Here is a 17,762-nt window from a genome sequence, read left to right as displayed (position 1 = left end):
TGTACACAGTGCACTGGGTTATGTATCGCCTTTTGAGTTTGAAGCAATGTACTATGATAAGATTAATCCGTTAGGTCAGGTGGCCTAACTTAAATAAAAAAGTCTCCGACAAACCCGGTACGGTTCAAAGTGAAGAGCCTGCACGAACTTAAATGCCAAAAACTTAACTTTGCTTGAATTGTGAAATGTATTCAGGCGGTTAAGTTATTACTCAGGTCGTGATCCGATTATTCCGTATCGAGTTATTGAGTCTTAAAATCAATACAAGCTTAATCACTGATTAAGCTTGTTACATTCAGGAGAAAAGCATGATCCAGTTTATATTTTGTTTATTTGGCCTTCATGGTGCGACTGAAATCAATTACACCTGTGATCATGAAGAGGTGAAAGAGTGTCGTGATTGCTTGAAAGATATTGAATAATGTTCCAATTCACCGGATGTATTAATGAAGCTCAATCCCCGTTCAATCATCACTTGGCGGGGGTTTTGTTTGTGGGTGAAATTTTTATAATAAAAATCCAAGATAACGATTGAACTCAACTGGATTTAAATGATACGGGTCACAATCTATACTTTATAAGAGTATGATTTAAATAGGATTACATGCCGATAAATGATTAAAATTGAGAACTAAAATAGTCGGATAAGAATATATTGCAAAATGCGATAATTTATATATACTAGAAATATAGCAAAATGCGATAAAATATATGCATGTGATCACCCACGCTCGAATTCTTGAAGCAACGCAAAAGTGGCCACAGGCTGGAACGGCATTAGATGGTTGGTATCGACTGATGAAGGCCAATCATCCTAAGGATTTTGCTGAAATGAAGAGACTCTTTCCCGCAGTAGATAAGGTTGGAAAGTTTCATGTATTCGATATCGGTGGAAACAAGCTTCGGCTGATTGCTGTGGTGATGTATCAGGCAAAACGCGTTTATATTCGCCATGTCTTGTCTCACCATGAATATGATAAAGGTCATTGGAAGGAAGGTTAGAATGAATGCAATGATTAAACAGGCCGTTGATCACTGGCGTTATGTTGCACCATTGCTCAGCAAGCCGGAAAATGAGGATGACTTTCATACACTAACTGAAGCCCTAGATGAGCTTTTGGACATTGTCGGTGATGATGAATCACATCCTTTAATGGGGCTTATTCATCAACTGGGTGATCTGGTTTCGGCGTATGAGCATGAACATCTACCCATGCCAGAAGGTGATGGACGAACGGCCTTGGCCTTGTTGATGGAGCAACACGGGCTTAGTCAAGCAGACTTGTCTGATGTCGCGACACAATCAGTAATTTCAGAAATATTGAATGGCAAACGTCAGCTGAATATCCGTCATATCAAGGCCTTGTCTGAGCGCTTTGATGTATCGGCAGATACTTTCTTTTAATCGATGCCCGCCTAAGCTGATATTTCCATGCTGTGCTGTCTAATCAGGTAGCGCTGCTCATTTGATTATTTAAATTTCAAGTGTCGTGAAAGGTGAGAGCGCCTCCAGAAAAGTTTGCTTTTCTAAAAAGTGAATGTGAAACATAAATAATATTGATGTTTAGGATCAGATGTCATATTTATTTCTTAATGGATCGATAAAGGAGATACACATGACCAATAAATCAGAGCAAGAATCAAATCCGCAAAAAGAATCTAATGATGATAAAGGCAATCAGGATTCGTATAAGGGCGTGAAGCCAGAGAAAAAACCCAATGCAGAACCGGAAAATCCATTGAGAGAACAAAAATAGCTCTTTCACATTTTAAAAGCCCTAACTTGCTTTAGGGCTTTTAGTTTTTCGACAACCGGTGATCTCTGGGTTTCGCTCTAAACTCATCTCTCATTTCAAAGAAAAACTCATGAGCTTGTTCATGATCGCAGCATAACCAATCATGGCGTGATTCTTCAGGAATCACAATAATCGAGCGCTTCTCGTCATCTGGATGGTGGAACTGTTTCATCAATAGGTGTTGATCGGAATTTATAGTCAGCATCGAAAATGATCTGATTTTTTCACCCTCAATGAGCACATCATCATAAATGGCTGCAACGGTAAAAGGGTTGCCATCTTCACGTGAAATACCAAACCAGTGCGGTTTTCCATCGATATATTTAGGTTCATAGAAAGTATCCACGGGCACTAAAGCAAACTGGTTGTTTTTCCAGGCATGTCGAAAACTTGGCTTGGACGCTATTGTTTCAGTTCGGGCATTGTAAGTATGTCGACCATATTTTAATTCTTTCGCCCAAAAGGGAATCAGTCCGAAACGTGCAATATCTAACTCAAACCCCTCAGCACCTCGCATCATGATAGGAGCAGGTGCTAAGGGGTAAACATGTGATTTCATGTTCAATTCAAGTTGTTCTGCATGAAGATCTAATAAAGAGAGCTGACTTTTTGAGGGGAATTCATAGTTTGAACACATGACCGACCTCTTTGCTTAGCATTCTGATCTGCGATAACAATTAAACTATAAGAATGATGACCTCAAAACAATTCGAAATCGTAAATGTAGTTGGGTCTGGAAACGGAATTTTTATGGTGAATATGAATGTAATTTTTCGCCAATGGATGAAAAATAATCTTCGATAAAATGAGCGCCCAGATTCCATTGCTATAGTTTTATTTCCAGTTTTGCCTCCTTTGCCTGAAGGAGCTATCTTTTGCGCAGAAAGGTCATGCTGCATTTTATCTTTTGTTTATTCGGTCTTCATGGTGTCACAGAAATCGAATGCCAAGCGGATGGTAAAGAAGCGAAAGTATGTCGTGACTGCTTGAAAGAAGAAAGGGTTACATAAACGGTAAGAAAAGCTTAAACATTCTTATCACTATTAATTCAGAATAGGCATTCACAATAAAACTCATAATTTTAGAGAATACAGAATGCCTAGAAATAATTATTTACCCGCTCTAGAACAAGTTTATGAGTTTTTAAAAGAACGTCCTGGCTTTAAAGAGAAAAGTGAGTTTGATAAGTCAGTAGAGTATTTTAGAACGCTGCACGAAGGAGAGCCTCAGGAATTTAAAGTCCAAGCATTCCATAACATTAGTGGTAAATTTGGAAATAAAGAAATACTGAGCATAAGTTCTGCACCTAAATTTACAGATAAAAACAGCTTCCTTAATTGGGTTGATATGCACATCAACAATTAGGCTTTGACGTTAGAACAGCTTATCCAATGGTCAGCTTTGTTATTTTCTACCCATACATTAATTAACATGGAGTACAAAAAACACTCTAAAGTGGGTTGGAAAACTACACGTTTGAATGCTAATTTTTGTATTCAAATCTGACAGTTAATGAGGTGAGCAATGAAGTTGTTGACTTTGTTTGGTGTAGGCGTAGCCGCAAGCTATTGTTATAAATCTATGAAAAATGGCAAGCTCGCTCTTTCCAGACCAAATTTTGATGAAAGTGTAAAACGATTTGTACTGCAAGAATTCGCAGCTTCGTAAGAATTAGATCTATTGGATTAAAGAGCTCATCATAGGATGGGCTTTTTTATTTCTCAGGCTTTTATGGAAAATGTTTATCTTTTGAATACAAAAAGCCTATCAGGGAGATAGGCTTCTTTTATTAATTCAACATAATATTATGAGTTTTTCTTATCCACCTGATTTTTTTGATCATTTTGCTCTTTGGTTATAGGAGCTGGCTCTCCTTGATTCGGTTTTTGCTCTTGCTCATTTTGCTTGGGTTTGTTCTCAGTCGCATTATTAGAAAATTGATTGAAAGACGCTTTTTGAGCAGTATTTGTATTAACTAACATAAGTTTCTCAATTTTAATTGTCGAAGATTCGACCTGCCTAGAATGGTATATTAAAAGCACTTACAATGAGATGATTTAGAGATGCGAGTGTAGCGATATGTAGGATTCCGAGATTTATATCTTATTCATATTTCGGCATATTTTTGAATCATGGTGCAGGTAGATGATTTGTCTACTAAAGTGCGAAGTCAGTGGAATTATCGGATATTGCTTCGATACCTAAACTCCACAATGAGTATTTTAGTTCTAAAAATAGGCCTCTTAAATAGAGGATTGAAGATTTTAAATCAGTGGCTTAGCTATTTGGAGAGAAGATTTAAAGCGTGTTTTTATTTCAAAAGTATTCAATATTCCCGTAACTTTGCTTTATTAAGTATCAAAGGTGAATTGAAATAACTCCTTCTTAAAAATATTCCCATTTTTATCCGAGGTTGCTCTATAAAAATAGATTCATGTTTTACGCATTGTAAATGCCTTTCAATATTGATTTTTTACTTTAGCCACATTTAGCCATAAACTTACGAAAATTTCGTGCCTTAGGGTGCACTCTACAAATTTTTTTAAAATATATTTTCTGTGGATTTGTAGACCTTTGAACAGCAAGTAAGGGCAATTCAATGCAATATGACGCAACTATTAGTATTTATAAGCCATTGAAGATGCAAGGGAATACAATTTAATGCAAGCACTTGCAATCAGTACCAGACTGGGAGGATTCTATTTTTTCTACTATGCGATTGTGGGCGCATTCATGCCGTTCTGGAGTCTGTATCTGGAAGATCAAGGCTTTAACTATCAGGAAATCGGTATTTTGTCTTCTATTGCGATTCTCACTCGGTTTTTTGCGCCTTTTATTTGGGGCTGGATTGCAGATAAATCTGGTAAGCGCATGTTGCTGGTACGGATTGCCACCTGGATGGAAGCCTGTATCTGGTTGATGATGTTTATCATTCCTAACAGCTTTCAGTCAGTGGCTTTACTGATGCTGATTTTCAGCTTTTTTCAAAATGCGATTTTGGCACAATTTGAAGGCGTGACTCTATTCTGGCTCGGGGAAAAAAGAGCAGAACTTTATGGCAAAGTCCGGAAATGGGGTTCGGTTGGATTTATTATCGGTGTATTCGGCTTGGGCGCCATCTTTGAAATTATCAGCATTAGCATGCTTCCAGTTTTATTGCTGTGTATTTCATTTCTGGCTTTTCTCTGGTCTTTTAGCATTAAAGAACCTACGGCGGCGCCTACTGCACAGAAACAGCTCGAACCTTTATGGCCGATATTCAAACGCCCGGTTGTATACAGTTTTTTTCTGATTGAACTGATCATGCTGTTTTCACATGCGCCGTTTTATAGTTTTTATAGTAATTATCTTAGTCAGGCGGGATTTAGTAGCAGTCAGATCGGACTGCTTTGGTCCATTGGGGTTATTGCCGAAATTATTATGTTTGCTTATGCTACCTTCTTTCTGACACGCTGGTCATGGCGTCATTTGGTGATACTTTGCCTGTTGATGACTGGCTTAAGATGGCTGATTGTAGGCGTATTTCCATCTGCATTTGTGGCACAATTTTTTGCCCAAACGATTCATGCCTTGAGTTTTGGTTTATTTCACATGATCGCCATGCGGGTTATTTTCCAGAATTTCTCTGCTGCACAGCAAGGCCGTGGACAGGCTTTATATAGCACCATGTGGGGCTTAGGCGTAGCAAGTGGCAGCATTCTGGCGGGCTATTATTGGGATAAAATTGGCGGAGAAACCATCTTTATGTTTGCCGCCGCATCGACTTTGTTTGGTTTGTTATTGATTTTTGGGTTGCCCAATAAAGTTGAGCAATCAAAGATATCTTCATGATGCCTCTGATGCTTAAAATTTAGATCCGAATTTTGGCGTACTGATTAACCCAAGGCTGTGCCTGTTCCAGTTGAGCAGCTAATTGCAATAGCCGGTCTTCACGGGCAAAGGGTGCAATAAACTGCGAACCGAGCGGCAGGTTTTGTTCATTCCAGTACAAGGGCACCGACATGGCCGGAAGCCCGGTAATATTGGCAAGTTGAGTAAAAGGTACCCATTTCAGGTTTTCTTTGACAATCTGATCGACCAGTTTACCTTGTGCCAGCAGATGGGCCTTACCTACACCCAATAAAGCCTTCAAAATTGGCTTCTGCCATGCAGGTGTTTTGACTTCGCCATTTTTCGGTGCGACGGTTGCGGTTGCAGGCGTCAGATACAGATCATAATCATCAAAGAAATGATTCATCTGGGTCACGTACTGGCCCCAGTTATTCAGGTTCTGGATATAATCAAGTGCGCTGGTTTTAGCTCCAAAAGCCGCCAGTGCTAAAGAGTCCAGTTCAAAATCCTTCGCTTTAGACGGGTAGCCTTTCTGGATTTCATCCAGCATAAATGAAAACTGGCTAAACCAGGTGGTAATAAAATCCTTGGCCAGTTGCATGCCATCGATGGCCGGACGGTCTTCAACCACCTCATGTCCCAAAAATTCCAGCAGTTTGGCCGTCTGTTCGATGGCTTTCACAGCATCCGGAGAGACAGGCGTGCCAATGGTAGAATGGGGATTAAAGGCAATTTTCAGTTTTTTCGGTGGTTGCTGAATCACATCCAGATAATGATGCTGTGGACGCTGAATCTTAAATAGCGAGCTGTGATCTTCACCATGCGTGGCATCCAGCATTGCAGCACTGTCCCGCACTGTTTTAGTCAGGACATGCTGAATCGCTGCACCATGCATGGCCTCACTCATTTGCGGCCCCCAGGGGGTACGGCCACGACTTGGTTTTAGACCAAACAGCCCGCAATATGAAGCGGGGATACGTATCGAACCGCCGCCATCGCCTGCACCCGCAATTGGTACAATGCCGGCAGCCACAGCAGAAGCCGAGCCACCCGATGAGCCGCCGCTATTATGTTGTAAATTCCATGGATTTTTACAGCTACCCCAGGCATCTGGTTCGGTAATCCCTTTAATGCCAAATTCAGGCGTATTGGTACGGCCAAAAGTGACAATTCCAGCTTTTTCCCAACGATTGACAATCTCGGCATTGGTTTCGGCAATATAACCGATCCGTTTTAAGCCCTGACAGCCATAAGAGGTTGGATAACCTGCATATTCCTGAAACAGGTCTTTGACTAGAAAAGGCACACCGGCAAAAGGTCCGGATAAATTCTGCTGGGTCCGTTTTAATGCATGCTCATGCATGGGAATAATAATAGCATTCAGTTCGGGATTGGCAATTGAGCTACGCTCTAAGGCAGCGGATAAAAGTTCACTGGAATGTACCTGTTTATTGGCGACCAGTTCAGCGAGTCCTAAACCGTCATATTGCAGATATTCTTCAAATTTCATAGCCATTCCCTAGCGTTCATGCTGTTTCAAGGTTGTAGATGATTTAAGCTTAAGATGCAAGTACCACCTGATTGCGCCCACGATGTTTGGCCTGATACAAGGCTTGATCTGCAATATTGATCAGGTTTTGCAGGTCTTGGGCCTGCGGTTCATTTTGATGAGTGATGCCCACACTCACGGTAATATACAGTGGCGAGCCATCTGATTGATGCATCGGGGTTTTTTCCACCAGATCACGAATTCGTTCTGCAATAAGACGTGCTTCTGATGGTTCGGTATTCCAGAGTAGTAGCACAAATTCTTCGCCACCAATCCGTGCAAACAGATCTTGAGCACGCAAATTGTTACGTACAATCTGCGCAAAGTGTTGTAAGACTTTATCACCGACATGATGGCCAAAATGATCGTTCAAGCGTTTGAAATAATCGATATCCAGCATGATGACTGAAAATTCCATCGTCTTGGCATATTGCAGTAAATATTCACCTTTCTGAAAGAAAAAATGACGATTCATGGTACGCGTTAGACTGTCGTGATTGGCCAGATACAAGACCCGTTTAAACAGCTCATTGCGGTTTTGGCTGATAATACACAGTATGAGCGGAGATAAGGCCAGCATAAACAGCCCGATCCGGAGCGAAATATAAATCGTAGAGTCTGCCAGGATGGTGTGATTGGTGGCATAAAACTGGGTCAGGCTGTAATAGGTCAGGATAATCACAAAGGCATTGATGATGGTCATGGTAAACAGGCGATAGGTCAATGCAGCCCAGATCAGTGCAGCCAAAGGATAGAGCATTGCGCCGGGGCCTGCAAAAATATTGGTAATGATGACACAGGCCACGACTGAAGATGCAGGTAAAAAATAGCTGAAGTAATTACGTTTTTGACGACGGTTTTTAAATAAGTACTGCATGTCTTTTATTCTTGGGAATGCCAAGATTAAAGGGAGAAACACAATATAATTCACCATTTCACCGGTCCACCACAGACCAAAATCAATCCATAAATTTTCTTTGGTCATGAATGAATTGGGTAGATTCGGCAAGGTGAGAACTGCAAAAGCCGCACTGGCTAGGCAGCCTGCAAAAGCGAAAATGCCAAATAAATGAACGAAGGTATAACCGGTATTATAGTATTTGTAATTAATCTTGAAATATCGAATAAAAAATATCGAGACAATAGTACTGATCAGATTAGACAGGGTAAGAAACAGGCTTTGTAATAGGCTGTTCCCGGTGACCAGATCTGCAAACATAAAAGCACTGAATGCACCGAGCCAACCTCCCATATTATTTAAATGTGGAAAGCGTAAGAACAGGGCTAACAAGGCAGCATTGGCCGGCCACAATAAGGCCAGGTACTCAATCGGTCTGGTTGCGATCCCAATAAGACAACATACTAAAACAGCAAAAACAATAACGAAATAAGCATGAGTTTCATGATTTAATTGTTTTTCTGTTATTCGAGCTAATTGCAAATTTAAAATCCTATATTCAAATTTTTAAGTGTGAATGATCACTTTGTTTAGCAACTAAGTTTGACCCAAAATATGATTTTATTGTTTGATTAATCTGTTATTAATACGAACTATTAAGATTCTTATATACGAAATATATACAAAAAAAGTCAGAAAGGAAATCCATGTTTTTAAACAATGTGATAAATAATTTCTGACTCTGTATTGAAATTGCGTTAGAGCGGGACACGATCCCAAAAAATATGATAATTTAGAATCAATTGTTAACAAGATGCCGGTAAATATGAAAAAAATATGTCTTAGCCTTATCTTACTCATGAGCTCACCTTGGCTAATGGCGACAGAAAATAAAAAACCAGCGAATGCTCCTGCTAAAGCTGCTGAAATCCCAAATACATTTACTGTGAAAACCCGTCCGGAAATTGTCGGATTGTGGGGAATGGAAATCCCGAATAATAAAAAATGTATCGAATATTATAATTTTAAAGGCAATAATAATGTGGTGATTAAAAGTGGCGACGAGTGGACGTCAGGGCTGTATGACTATCAGCCGGCACAGGATCCTTCGCAGCAGATTCCAGCGCTGATTCTGCAAGTAAAATACGACAATAATGAAAAAGACTGTTCAGGCAATCAGGTGGATCAGTCTGGTGAAATTTCGCAGTATTTTGTGAAATGGCAGAACCCTTATACCATTAACTTCTGCGCCAATGAAAAAGCTGAGCAATGTTTTGCTGTGCTCAGACGCGTATTGCCTTAAATTGCAAACAATAAAAAACCGCTGAATGACAGCGGTTTTTTATGAGCTTTGATTTAAGCTTTGTCTTCAGCACCTTCAAGCTGCTTTAACAAATGCTTTTCTAGGTAATGAATATCCATTGCCTGTTTGCAGAAGTTTTTATCCTGAAGGATTAAATCTTTATGCAAAGGAATATTGGTTTTAACGCCAGTCAAAATCATTTCTTCCAAAGCATTTCTCATTCGAGAAATAGACGTCTCACGATCCTTACCATGCGAAATCAGTTTGGCAATCATCGAATCATAATACGGTGGAATGCTGTAGCCTGGATAAACATGCGAATCTAAACGGATACCTGCGCCGCCTGGTGCATAGAAGTTGTCAATCTTGCCTGGTGAAGGCAGGAAGGTCGATGGATCTTCTGCGTTAATACGGCATTCAATCGCATGTCCTAAAACCTTGACGTCTTCTTGCTGAATATCGAGACCTAAGCCGCCAGCAATACGCAATTGCTGTTCGATAATATCGATCCCCGTGACCATTTCAGTCACCGGATGTTCAACCTGAACACGCGTATTCATTTCAATAAAGAAGAATTCATCATCTTCAAACAAGAATTCGAAGGTACCCGCACCACGATATTGCATCAGCTTACATGCATTCACACAAGCTTCCAGAATGTCAGCACGTGCTTGCTCTGGCAAGTTTGGTGCTGGAGCTTCTTCCAGTACTTTTTGGTGGCGGCGCTGCAGCGAGCAGTCACGATCATACAGATGAATCGCATGGCCATTACCATCGGCGAGTACTTGTACTTCGACATGGCGTGGCTTTTGCAGGAAACGTTCCATATAGACCGTATCATCTCCAAACCACATTTCTGCATCACGCTGTGCAGCCTGAACTGATTCCAGCAGGGTATCGACATTTTCGACGATACGCATACCGCGACCGCCACCGCCAGAAGCAGCTTTGACGATCAGCGGGAAACCGATTTCTTTCGCTTCAGCCAAGGCATTGTTAGGGGTCACTGCATGGGCTGAACCTGGTACAGTCGGGACGCCGGCTTTACGCATGGCCATAATCGCAGAAACTTTGTTCCCCATTAAACGAATATGTTCAGGACGTGGACCAATAAAGATAAAACCAGAATTTTCTACGATTTCGGCAAATTCTGCATTTTCAGCGAGAAAACCATAACCAGGATGGATGGCATCTGCGCCAGTAATTTCAGCAGCTGTAATAATCGCAGGAATATTCAGATAGCTGTCACTGCTCGCACCCGGACCGATACACACGGCTTCATCACAGAAACGCAAATGCATCAGGTCTTTGTCTGCGTCAGAATAGACACCTACGGTTTTGATCCCTAAAGTTCTGCAAGCCCGGGTGATGCGTAAAGCAATTTCACCACGGTTTGCAATTAAAACTTTTTGCAACATTATAAATCCCCGGGGTGATTAAGCGCGGTAGCGGAAAAGTGGTTGGCCGAATTGAATCACTTCACCATTTTTCACTAGAATTTCTTCGATCACACCACTTTGAGTTGCTTCAATCGGGTTCATGATTTTCATTGCTTCGATAATACCTAAGGTATCACCAGCAGAAACGGTTTGACCCACTTTGACAAATGTCGCTTCGCCTGGGCTTGGTGCAGAGTAAAACACCCCAACCATTGGAGATGTTTCAACAGCACCGCGCGGAGACTTCGCCGCAGGTACTTCAGCTGCAGGTGCAGGCATTGCAGGAACAGCCGCTGCAACCACTGGATTACGACGAGTTAATGCAATCGATTGATCGCCTTCTTTAACTTCGATCGCCTGTAAGTCAGATTCAATCATCAAGTCGATGAGTTTCTTGATTTTACGGATATCCATGAGACAGTATTCCTAATTAAGATTTTGTAGAAGATTGTATTTTTTCAATGACATAGTCGAGCGCAGCAGCATAGCCTTTTGCACCCAGACCACAGATCACGCCGATGGCTTTATCGGACAAGTACGAATGATGTCGAAATGCCTCGCGTGCATGGACGTTTGACAAATGGACTTCAATAAAAGGAATGGCGACACCAAGCAGGGCATCGCGAACCGCAACAGAACTATGTGTCAATGCTGCCGGATTGATAATGATATATTGTACGCCGTCGAGTTGGGCTTGATGAATTCGGTCAACGATTGCGCCTTCCCAGTTGCTTTGGAAGGTATCGAGTTGTAATGTGGCTTGTTGAGCCTGAGCAGTCAGTTGCTGATTAATATCGCCAAGCGTAAGATGACCATAAACTTCTGGTTCGCGCTTTCCAAGCAAATTTAAATTCGGTCCATGAATAACCAAAATGGTCGAACTCATCCAGCATGCTCCAATTAAAAAGTATCGAGGTTTGTTTGCAAGATAGCTGCAAACTCTGCTTATTATTGCATGATTTTCTACATGACTATTTATAATTTCTTTGAATTGACGTAGAAAGCATATCCTAAACAGTGGCGCTATAATGAAAACTTTGCAGAGATTTGGCAATGTTAAAAAATTACAATTCGCAGGGTATTCAGATTATTTTCATTGTAAACCCAATTGGCAAAAACAGTTAATATCCTTTATGTAACTGTATATTCATGTTAAGGATCAGCTCTGCTGTTTGATCATATTTTAATCTTGCAAAAATTCATGTCTGGCCAAAACGATTAGGACATTCAATCGAGAGATCCTTGACTTGCGTGAGAGGATGACTAGCCTAACTTTGCCTTTAACCGTGCTTCCCTTAATGTCAAAATCTCATCTTGAAAAGATGGAGAAATACTTAAAAAGGCAAGATAAGACAATATGTTAATAAGCTTATTTTAATATTTTAGTCTGTGTTTTTATATGCATTTTATTACAAAATACCAGATAAAAATGAGTTACTTCAATTTAGAGATCAGTTTTATGTTCTGTTTCTAAATTTATAAAGCTGACTAAGAAACAGACATCGAATTTAAAGAGATTTATAGCGAAGGGTTTGGAAAAATTTAGATTGTCGCTATCTTGATGAAATGACGAATATGTTCATTTCAAAGCATTCTAAATCGCTAGGCACAGGCGCATCCGATATCTAGATAGTGGCAAAAACACATATCTTTGTTGGTATTTTGCACGCCACTTTCTTTGCAAAAAATCTCAGAAACAGCTTGTAGTCATGCATATGGAGCAGAGGTATGGGGCAAAAACATTAACTTCTTGAGCGAATATTTATATACTAAGGCGATCAGACTTGAGCCAGAAGTATTATGACACCTGCATGTAAACTCTTAAAAACTCAAAAAATTGAATATAGTATTCATGAATATGAACATGATGCCAATGCGAAAAGCTTTGGTTTAGAGGCTGCAGAAAAATTAGGATTACAAGTCGAAGAAGTCTTTAAAACGCTATTGGTAACGGATGAAAAACAGTATTTCGTTGCCGTGTTACCAGTCAATCATCAGCTTAATCTAAAAAAAGTAGCGGCAGCTTGTGGTTGCAAGAAACTGCAAATGGCAGATCCGAAACATGCCGAACGTTTAACCGGTTATCTGGTCGGTGGAATCAGTCCAATCGGACAAAAGAAGCGTTTAAAAACAGTCATTGATGTATCAGCAGAAAAGCTCAATAAAATATATGTGAGTGGCGGTAAAAGAGGCTTGGATATCGGACTGAAACCGGCTGATCTTGCCAAAGTGCTGAATGCACAGTTTGTCGATGTGCTGGATGTATAAGGTCAAATTCCCCTGAAGATTTAAATGAATAGCGTTTGAAGTGATCTTTTTTTGGTCGGAAAAATCAGCAAATCATTTTATACCTTTGTATATTAGGTCACGAATAAGCACAGCGGAAATGTGCGCAATAAAGAATTAAAAATAATAAAAATGATTATGCGGAGCATAAAGGATGAAAGTTCAAAATAAAAAATGGCCACGATTCTGTCTGACCTTATCTGCAATGGCGATACTGTCTGCGTTTCCGAGTGTACAGGCCGCTTCTGCGCCTTCAGCTGCACCTGCCAATTCACAGCAGGTTTTCTTTGTCGGAAACAACTGGGATGGCACAGTGACTGTGATTCGTCCATCGGGTGATTTTGGCAAAATTGGCGTCATTAACATGATTCCTGACCGTAAAGAGCGTCTCAAAGAAATTCATCTCAATCCTATCAAGCTGATTGCCTATACCTATATTCAGGCCACAGCGGGTGAAGGTAATGATCAGTTGGTAGATGATATGTACTCGACGCCAGATGGTCAGTCCATCGTGGCATCGCGTCCAAGTTTCGCCGATGTGGTCTCTATTAATATCAAAACAGGCAAGATGAACTGGCGTACACCGGTTGAAGGTTTTCGCGCCGATCACATGGCGGTTTCGCCAGATGGTCAACGCGTGGCGGTGTCAGCATCTTCAGGCAATGTGGTACATGTCCTGGATATTCACACTGGCAAAGAGTTAGGGCGTTTTGCTACGGGTGATAAACCGCATGAAAATATCTACTTCGATGATGGTAACAAAATCCTGAACTCCGCGATTGGCAATGTTGAAACGTCAATGGATGCACAGTGGCAGGATTTCACCAAAGGAAAACGCTACATTAGCATCGCGGATGCCAATACCCATCAAGTGCTGAGAAAAATTGATTTCAGACCTGCACTCGATGCATTTGGTCGCAAGGATTTATCCAATTCAGTTCGCCCAATGGTATTTAGCAAGGATGAAACGAAACTTTATGCCCAGGTTTCATTTTTTAATGGTCTGATTGAGTACGATCTGAATCAGAACAAGATTAGCCGGATCGGACAGCTCCCTGGTAGTGATAGTATCCCGAAAGACCGGACAAAATGGGTCAATGATTCGCGTCATCATGGTTTGTCAATCAGTGCTGATGGTGAAAAGCTCTGTGTTGCAGGAACCATGGATGACTATGCCACAATTGTAAATCGCAAGACGCTGACTGCGGGCAAATTGATTCCTGCCGGCAAACCCTATTGGGCAACGCGTAGTCCAGATGGTAAAAGCTGTGTGATTTCCGAAAGTGAAACCGATGTGGTGACCGTGATTGATTTTGCCACAGGGGATAAAGTGCTCAGTGTACCAGTTGGGAATCATCCACAACGTGTCCGGATCGGCTATGCACCAGTAGACTGGTCAACGCCGTAGTCGAGCAACGATACAGGCAGCGTTTTGATAAGAGCTGTCTTTATTGGGTTGAGGAGATCAAGATGAAAGATAAGACCGTTCTTTTATATCTCATCATCGGATTACTCTTGTTCGGCATTTTGGTGGCTATTGCTTACCAGATACGACAAGACATCTATCGGACTGATTTTTCCAATCAAGTCCAAGCCCATCGTGATCAGGTTGCCCGACTTGAAAAATCACCCAGCTATATGTCTCTGAGTTTTAAGAGCAATAGCCAAAATATACAGGCTGAACCAAATAATGTAGCTAGAAAGCAAAGCCTATTGTTAAAGCAGCAACAGTTATATCTAGACTTTGCTCAAATCCTCAGTGCTTTAGGTCAGGGGCAACAACCAGATCCTAGACAGGTCAGTTTGCTGGTTAGTCTACAGCAGACGCTGGTAGAAGCTAAACTGGTGACTCGAGACGAGGCGAAAGCACAAATTGAGTTTCTGCTGAAAGTTCTGCCAGAAATGGATCATGAATTGCATCGGGCTTTGCGAACCTTAGAACAAATCCGAAGTTGACGAATTCAAGCCACGAAGATCTTTTATTATTTTAGATGTGAAAATTGCTTTCATAAAAAAGCCCAAATGAGAATTCAGGCGTTTAGATATAAGTATTGAAGACAGCGTACTTTTATAAACAATTCGCAGGCTTGGGTACGCCGGCCAAACGGCTTAAATGCCGCGCGACCAGACCCGTATTAAACTTTTCCTGAAGCATGGCATTGTTGATGTCAGCACTAACCGTTTTCATTAGGAATTTAATTAAGGGACGTGTGGCCGGTGAATGGCCAAACTGCTGATAGAACTGACGCACTGCTTGCAGAATTTCAAAATGCCACGGGGTTAAGTTCAGTTCCAGGTTATTGGCCAGGACTTGCGCGACTTCTTCATTCCAAATGGTGTAATCGATCAGATGACCATCTTGATCCAGTTCTAAATTCATATTTAACTCATTGATTATTTCATTGAAATGCAGCGATTAAACTCGAGACAAAGATCTGCAAAATCCGCATAATTCAAAATCTTTACCTGATCAGGCAAAGGCTGTATTAAAAGTACCGCATCATTTTCCAGCATGTGGATTTTCGACAAGCTTTGAAGAAATGAATGCTCTAGCAGCAAAACCGCTTCACCCATCAGCACGACCTGATCACCCATTGTATAAGTTTGAGCGAGTTGTTCCAGAGTCTGCGCCGTTGCCGCATAGTTCGATTGGATCAGATAAAGTGTGTGATTTGACATTTTATATATCCTTTATTCCTTACCAATACAGCACATGATCAAAGCCTTGAATAAATGCTGGGCTTAGCTCAATAAATTCAATCTCTTGTTCGCTCTGAGCCACAAAGGGCGAGTTCTGGTTTTTCTGTTCAATCAGAATTGGAGTGAGGTCATAAAACTCAAAACTGTCGACCATATTCGAGGCCAGTTTAAAGGCATGTTGTAACTGATCAAATTGCAGTTCTGAGCGTAGAAGACTAAGGCCTGCACCTTGTAGCAGAACTTTCACTTCCGCACCAAATGTCGCCAAAACCATGGTCGCAGACAGGCTTTCATGCACTTGCAGGCTGGTCAGATTGGCTTGGGTTAATATAACAAGTACAGATTTCACACAAGATTCCTTGGAAAAGCAACACATTCTAAAAAATGGAACATCTAGAATTGAATCAGACGTTGTGAGGATTGAACAGCATCGGCAAGTTCACCTAAACCGACCAATTCAAAGGCATCCGCCAGATTATGCTGCTGAATATTGTGACGTTGAGCATTGTCCTGATCTGTAATCCCTCGCGCCAGTGCTGCACTTACACAGACCGGTAGGCGAATATTGAGTGCTTGCCAAGCATGTGTAAGATGACGTTGATCGTCGGGCACCCATTGCAGTGCATTTGCGACCGACACGCCGTCCTGATAAAAGAATACGCGGAATTCTTGGTTTTTGTTGTGTAATGCCTGCGCCAAACCAAGGGCATGCCAGGCATAAATAGAAGTTGGTGCGGAGGTAACAAGAATTAAGGTGCTCATCGAAATTCACTACAGGCTTGATCAATAGCAACAGCTTGATCTGGGCTTCATCAGAAAGTAGGTAGTATACAATGATTTTAGTGACGGGTGGATTAGGCTTTTTAGGCTCACATATTGCTTTAAGTCTGTTAGCACAAGGATTAGAGGTCATTGTGGTCGATAATTTGGCCAATGCCAACTTGCAGACGCTTGAGCGACTTGAATATATTTCCGGGATGTATGTGCCTTTTATCAAAATTGATATTCGCAATACGCCTGCATTAAACAAAGTATTTGAACAGCATTCGATTCAGGCTGTAGTACATGCTGCCAGTTTTAAGTCGCTAGAAGAATCAGTATTAAAACCCCTTGAATATTATAATGATAATGTCAGCTGTATTATGAGCTTAATGCGCGCCATGCAACGTACCGGCGTACGGCATCTGGTGCATTTATCCAGTCTGGCAGTCTATGGACAATCCGGTACGGATCTCAATGAAGATCTACCTTTTAACTATACTTATCCCAATCCCTATATTAAATCGCAACAGATGGTTGAGGAAATTATTCGGGATACTGTCAAAACAGATAACGAGTGGCGCATTGCTATCTTAAGACTATCTAATATTAGCGGCGCCTTCGAGCATGGTGTCCTAGGCGAGGCGGTGCCACCTTTACCGAAAAATATTGTGCCTTTGGCAATGCAGGTCGCTGCGCAGCAGCGCGAATATCTGGAATTACGCCGTCAGGCTTATACTGCGGATGGAACAGTAGAGCGGAGTTTTCTGCATGTGGCAGACAGTTGTGATGCGGTGATTAAATCCTTGCAGTGGCTATGGCAACAACAGGAATTAAAATGTGAAGCCTTCAATATTGCTGGAACGCTCATTTCGATACAGGATTTGTTGGATCAACTGGCAGAAGTGACCCAATCTGCAATTAGAACAGTCGATGCCTTGCCTTATCCTCATGCAGAGCTTGACCAGCTAGGCGCGAATATTGAAAAGGCACAGCAGATTTTGCATTGGCAACCGCAACGTTCACTGAAAAAGATGCTTGAGGATGAATGGCTATTTTATCAAAATATACTGAGAGGACAGTAAATGAGATAAGTAAAAAATATTTGATAATAATTATCATTTACATATTTAATATAATCGATTACTTTTAATCAATCTAGCAAAGTATCGTGATAGATGCTTTTAAAATCAGCGATATG

At 41.2% G+C, this 17,762-nt stretch carries 21 protein-coding genes; 10 read left to right on the top strand and 11 right to left on the bottom strand.

The features are described from left to right. Nucleotides 1–711 precede the first annotated feature (711 nt). The 3 genes from FTT75_RS05420 to FTT75_RS05410 all read left to right on the top strand — a co-directional run bounded on the left by FTT75_RS05420 (nt 712) and on the right by FTT75_RS05410 (nt 1,757). Nucleotides 712–1,002, top strand: coding sequence for a type II toxin-antitoxin system HigB family toxin (locus FTT75_RS05420; RefSeq protein ID WP_100328667.1), 291 nt, complete (start codon nt 712–714; stop codon nt 1,000–1,002). 1 nt (nt 1,003) lies between these two features. Next, complete coding sequence (locus FTT75_RS05415; RefSeq protein WP_005096813.1) at nt 1,004–1,405, top strand: type II toxin-antitoxin system HigA family antitoxin; 402 nt, start codon at nt 1,004–1,006, stop codon at nt 1,403–1,405. Between the two features lie 211 nt (nt 1,406–1,616). Next, on the top strand, nt 1,617–1,757 hold the full coding sequence (locus tag FTT75_RS05410; RefSeq protein WP_005096816.1) for a hypothetical protein: 141 nt from the start codon (nt 1,617–1,619) through the stop codon (nt 1,755–1,757). A gap of 40 nt (nt 1,758–1,797) precedes the next feature. Here FTT75_RS05410 and FTT75_RS05405 read toward each other — a convergent pair whose 3' ends face one another. Continuing rightward, nucleotides 1,798–2,433: an SOS response-associated peptidase gene (locus FTT75_RS05405; protein WP_074382826.1), complete on the bottom strand. Its 636-nt coding sequence runs from the start codon at nt 2,431–2,433 to the stop codon at nt 1,798–1,800. A 458-nt stretch (nt 2,434–2,891) separates the two neighbouring features. On the opposite strand from FTT75_RS05405, the gene FTT75_RS05400 reads away from it, so the two are divergent. Further along, nucleotides 2,892–3,161 (top strand): hypothetical protein, encoded by a 270-nt coding sequence (locus FTT75_RS05400; protein ID WP_074382825.1) that lies wholly within the window; start codon nt 2,892–2,894, stop codon nt 3,159–3,161. A 440-nt stretch (nt 3,162–3,601) separates the two neighbouring features. On the opposite strand, the gene FTT75_RS05395 is transcribed toward FTT75_RS05400, so the two are convergent. After that, complete coding sequence (locus tag FTT75_RS05395) at nt 3,602–3,778, bottom strand: hypothetical protein (RefSeq protein WP_180186022.1); 177 nt, start codon at nt 3,776–3,778, stop codon at nt 3,602–3,604. Nucleotides 3,779–4,457: 679 nt separating this feature from the next. On the opposite strand from FTT75_RS05395, the gene FTT75_RS05390 reads away from it, so the two are divergent. Beyond that, on the top strand, nt 4,458–5,627 hold the full coding sequence (locus FTT75_RS05390) for an MFS transporter (protein WP_180186021.1): 1,170 nt from the start codon (nt 4,458–4,460) through the stop codon (nt 5,625–5,627). A gap of 19 nt (nt 5,628–5,646) precedes the next feature. Here the strand turns inward: FTT75_RS05390 and FTT75_RS05385 are convergent, their stop codons facing one another. Both FTT75_RS05385 and FTT75_RS05380 read right to left on the bottom strand, forming a co-directional pair. Continuing rightward, on the bottom strand, nt 5,647–7,137 hold the full coding sequence (locus tag FTT75_RS05385; RefSeq protein WP_180075820.1) for an amidase: 1,491 nt from the start codon (nt 7,135–7,137) through the stop codon (nt 5,647–5,649). 49 nt (nt 7,138–7,186) lie between these two features. Beyond that, complete coding sequence (locus FTT75_RS05380) at nt 7,187–8,617, bottom strand: diguanylate cyclase (RefSeq protein ID WP_180186020.1); 1,431 nt, start codon at nt 8,615–8,617, stop codon at nt 7,187–7,189. Between the two features lie 316 nt (nt 8,618–8,933). Here FTT75_RS05380 and FTT75_RS05375 point away from each other — a divergent pair, with 316 nt between their 5' ends. Beyond that, nucleotides 8,934–9,377 (top strand): hypothetical protein, encoded by a 444-nt coding sequence (locus tag FTT75_RS05375; RefSeq protein ID WP_005100815.1) that lies wholly within the window; start codon nt 8,934–8,936, stop codon nt 9,375–9,377. 53 nt (nt 9,378–9,430) lie between these two features. Here the strand turns inward: FTT75_RS05375 and accC are convergent, their stop codons facing one another. Genes accC through aroQ form a run of 3 tightly spaced genes read right to left on the bottom strand, consistent with a single transcriptional unit; the run spans nt 9,431 to nt 11,702 of the window. Continuing rightward, nucleotides 9,431–10,795: an acetyl-CoA carboxylase biotin carboxylase subunit gene (gene accC, locus FTT75_RS05370; RefSeq protein ID WP_180186019.1), complete on the bottom strand. Its 1,365-nt coding sequence runs from the start codon at nt 10,793–10,795 to the stop codon at nt 9,431–9,433. 18 nt (nt 10,796–10,813) lie between these two features. Next, nucleotides 10,814–11,230: an acetyl-CoA carboxylase biotin carboxyl carrier protein gene (accB, locus tag FTT75_RS05365; RefSeq protein ID WP_005096830.1), complete on the bottom strand. Its 417-nt coding sequence runs from the start codon at nt 11,228–11,230 to the stop codon at nt 10,814–10,816. A gap of 16 nt (nt 11,231–11,246) precedes the next feature. Beyond that, a complete protein-coding gene (gene aroQ, locus FTT75_RS05360; RefSeq protein ID WP_005096831.1) occupies nt 11,247–11,702 on the bottom strand; it encodes a type II 3-dehydroquinate dehydratase in 456 nt (151 codons plus the stop codon). 914 nt (nt 11,703–12,616) lie between these two features. On the opposite strand from aroQ, the gene ybaK reads away from it, so the two are divergent. From ybaK to FTT75_RS05345, 3 genes are all read left to right on the top strand, one after another. After that, complete coding sequence (gene ybaK, locus FTT75_RS05355; RefSeq protein ID WP_074382819.1) at nt 12,617–13,084, top strand: Cys-tRNA(Pro) deacylase; 468 nt, start codon at nt 12,617–12,619, stop codon at nt 13,082–13,084. A gap of 172 nt (nt 13,085–13,256) precedes the next feature. Continuing rightward, entirely contained in the window at nt 13,257–14,510 is a 1,254-nt protein-coding gene (locus FTT75_RS05350; RefSeq protein WP_100535035.1) for a YncE family protein, read from the top strand. A 62-nt stretch (nt 14,511–14,572) separates the two neighbouring features. Then, a complete protein-coding gene (locus FTT75_RS05345; RefSeq protein ID WP_180186018.1) occupies nt 14,573–15,058 on the top strand; it encodes a hypothetical protein in 486 nt (161 codons plus the stop codon). Between the two features lie 112 nt (nt 15,059–15,170). On the opposite strand, the gene FTT75_RS05340 is transcribed toward FTT75_RS05345, so the two are convergent. From FTT75_RS05340 to tusD, 4 genes are read right to left on the bottom strand one after another with little or no spacing between them, the layout of a single operon-like run. Then, the gene (locus FTT75_RS05340; RefSeq protein ID WP_005096835.1) at nt 15,171–15,482 is read right to left on the bottom strand and encodes a TusE/DsrC/DsvC family sulfur relay protein; all 312 of its coding nucleotides are present in this window, start codon (nt 15,480–15,482) and stop codon (nt 15,171–15,173) included. A 14-nt stretch (nt 15,483–15,496) separates the two neighbouring features. Continuing rightward, entirely contained in the window at nt 15,497–15,781 is a 285-nt protein-coding gene (locus FTT75_RS05335; RefSeq protein WP_180186017.1) for a DsrH/TusB family sulfur metabolism protein, read from the bottom strand. Between the two features lie 19 nt (nt 15,782–15,800). After that, a complete protein-coding gene (locus tag FTT75_RS05330; RefSeq protein WP_005096837.1) occupies nt 15,801–16,151 on the bottom strand; it encodes a hypothetical protein in 351 nt (116 codons plus the stop codon). 44 nt (nt 16,152–16,195) lie between these two features. Then, nucleotides 16,196–16,564 (bottom strand): sulfurtransferase complex subunit TusD, encoded by a 369-nt coding sequence (gene tusD / locus FTT75_RS05325; protein ID WP_005096839.1) that lies wholly within the window; start codon nt 16,562–16,564, stop codon nt 16,196–16,198. A gap of 71 nt (nt 16,565–16,635) precedes the next feature. Here tusD and FTT75_RS05320 point away from each other — a divergent pair, with 71 nt between their 5' ends. Then, complete coding sequence (locus FTT75_RS05320; RefSeq protein ID WP_074382815.1) at nt 16,636–17,646, top strand: NAD-dependent epimerase/dehydratase family protein; 1,011 nt, start codon at nt 16,636–16,638, stop codon at nt 17,644–17,646. Nucleotides 17,647–17,762: the final 116 nt, after the last annotated feature.

It is taken from the genome of Acinetobacter sp. YH01008 (genome assembly GCF_013420435.1).
Classification (GTDB): Bacteria; Pseudomonadota; Gammaproteobacteria; order Pseudomonadales; family Moraxellaceae; genus Acinetobacter; species Acinetobacter pseudolwoffii.
Note: the sequence above shows the minus strand (reverse complement) of the source record. Positions and strands in the feature narration are given on the sequence as shown.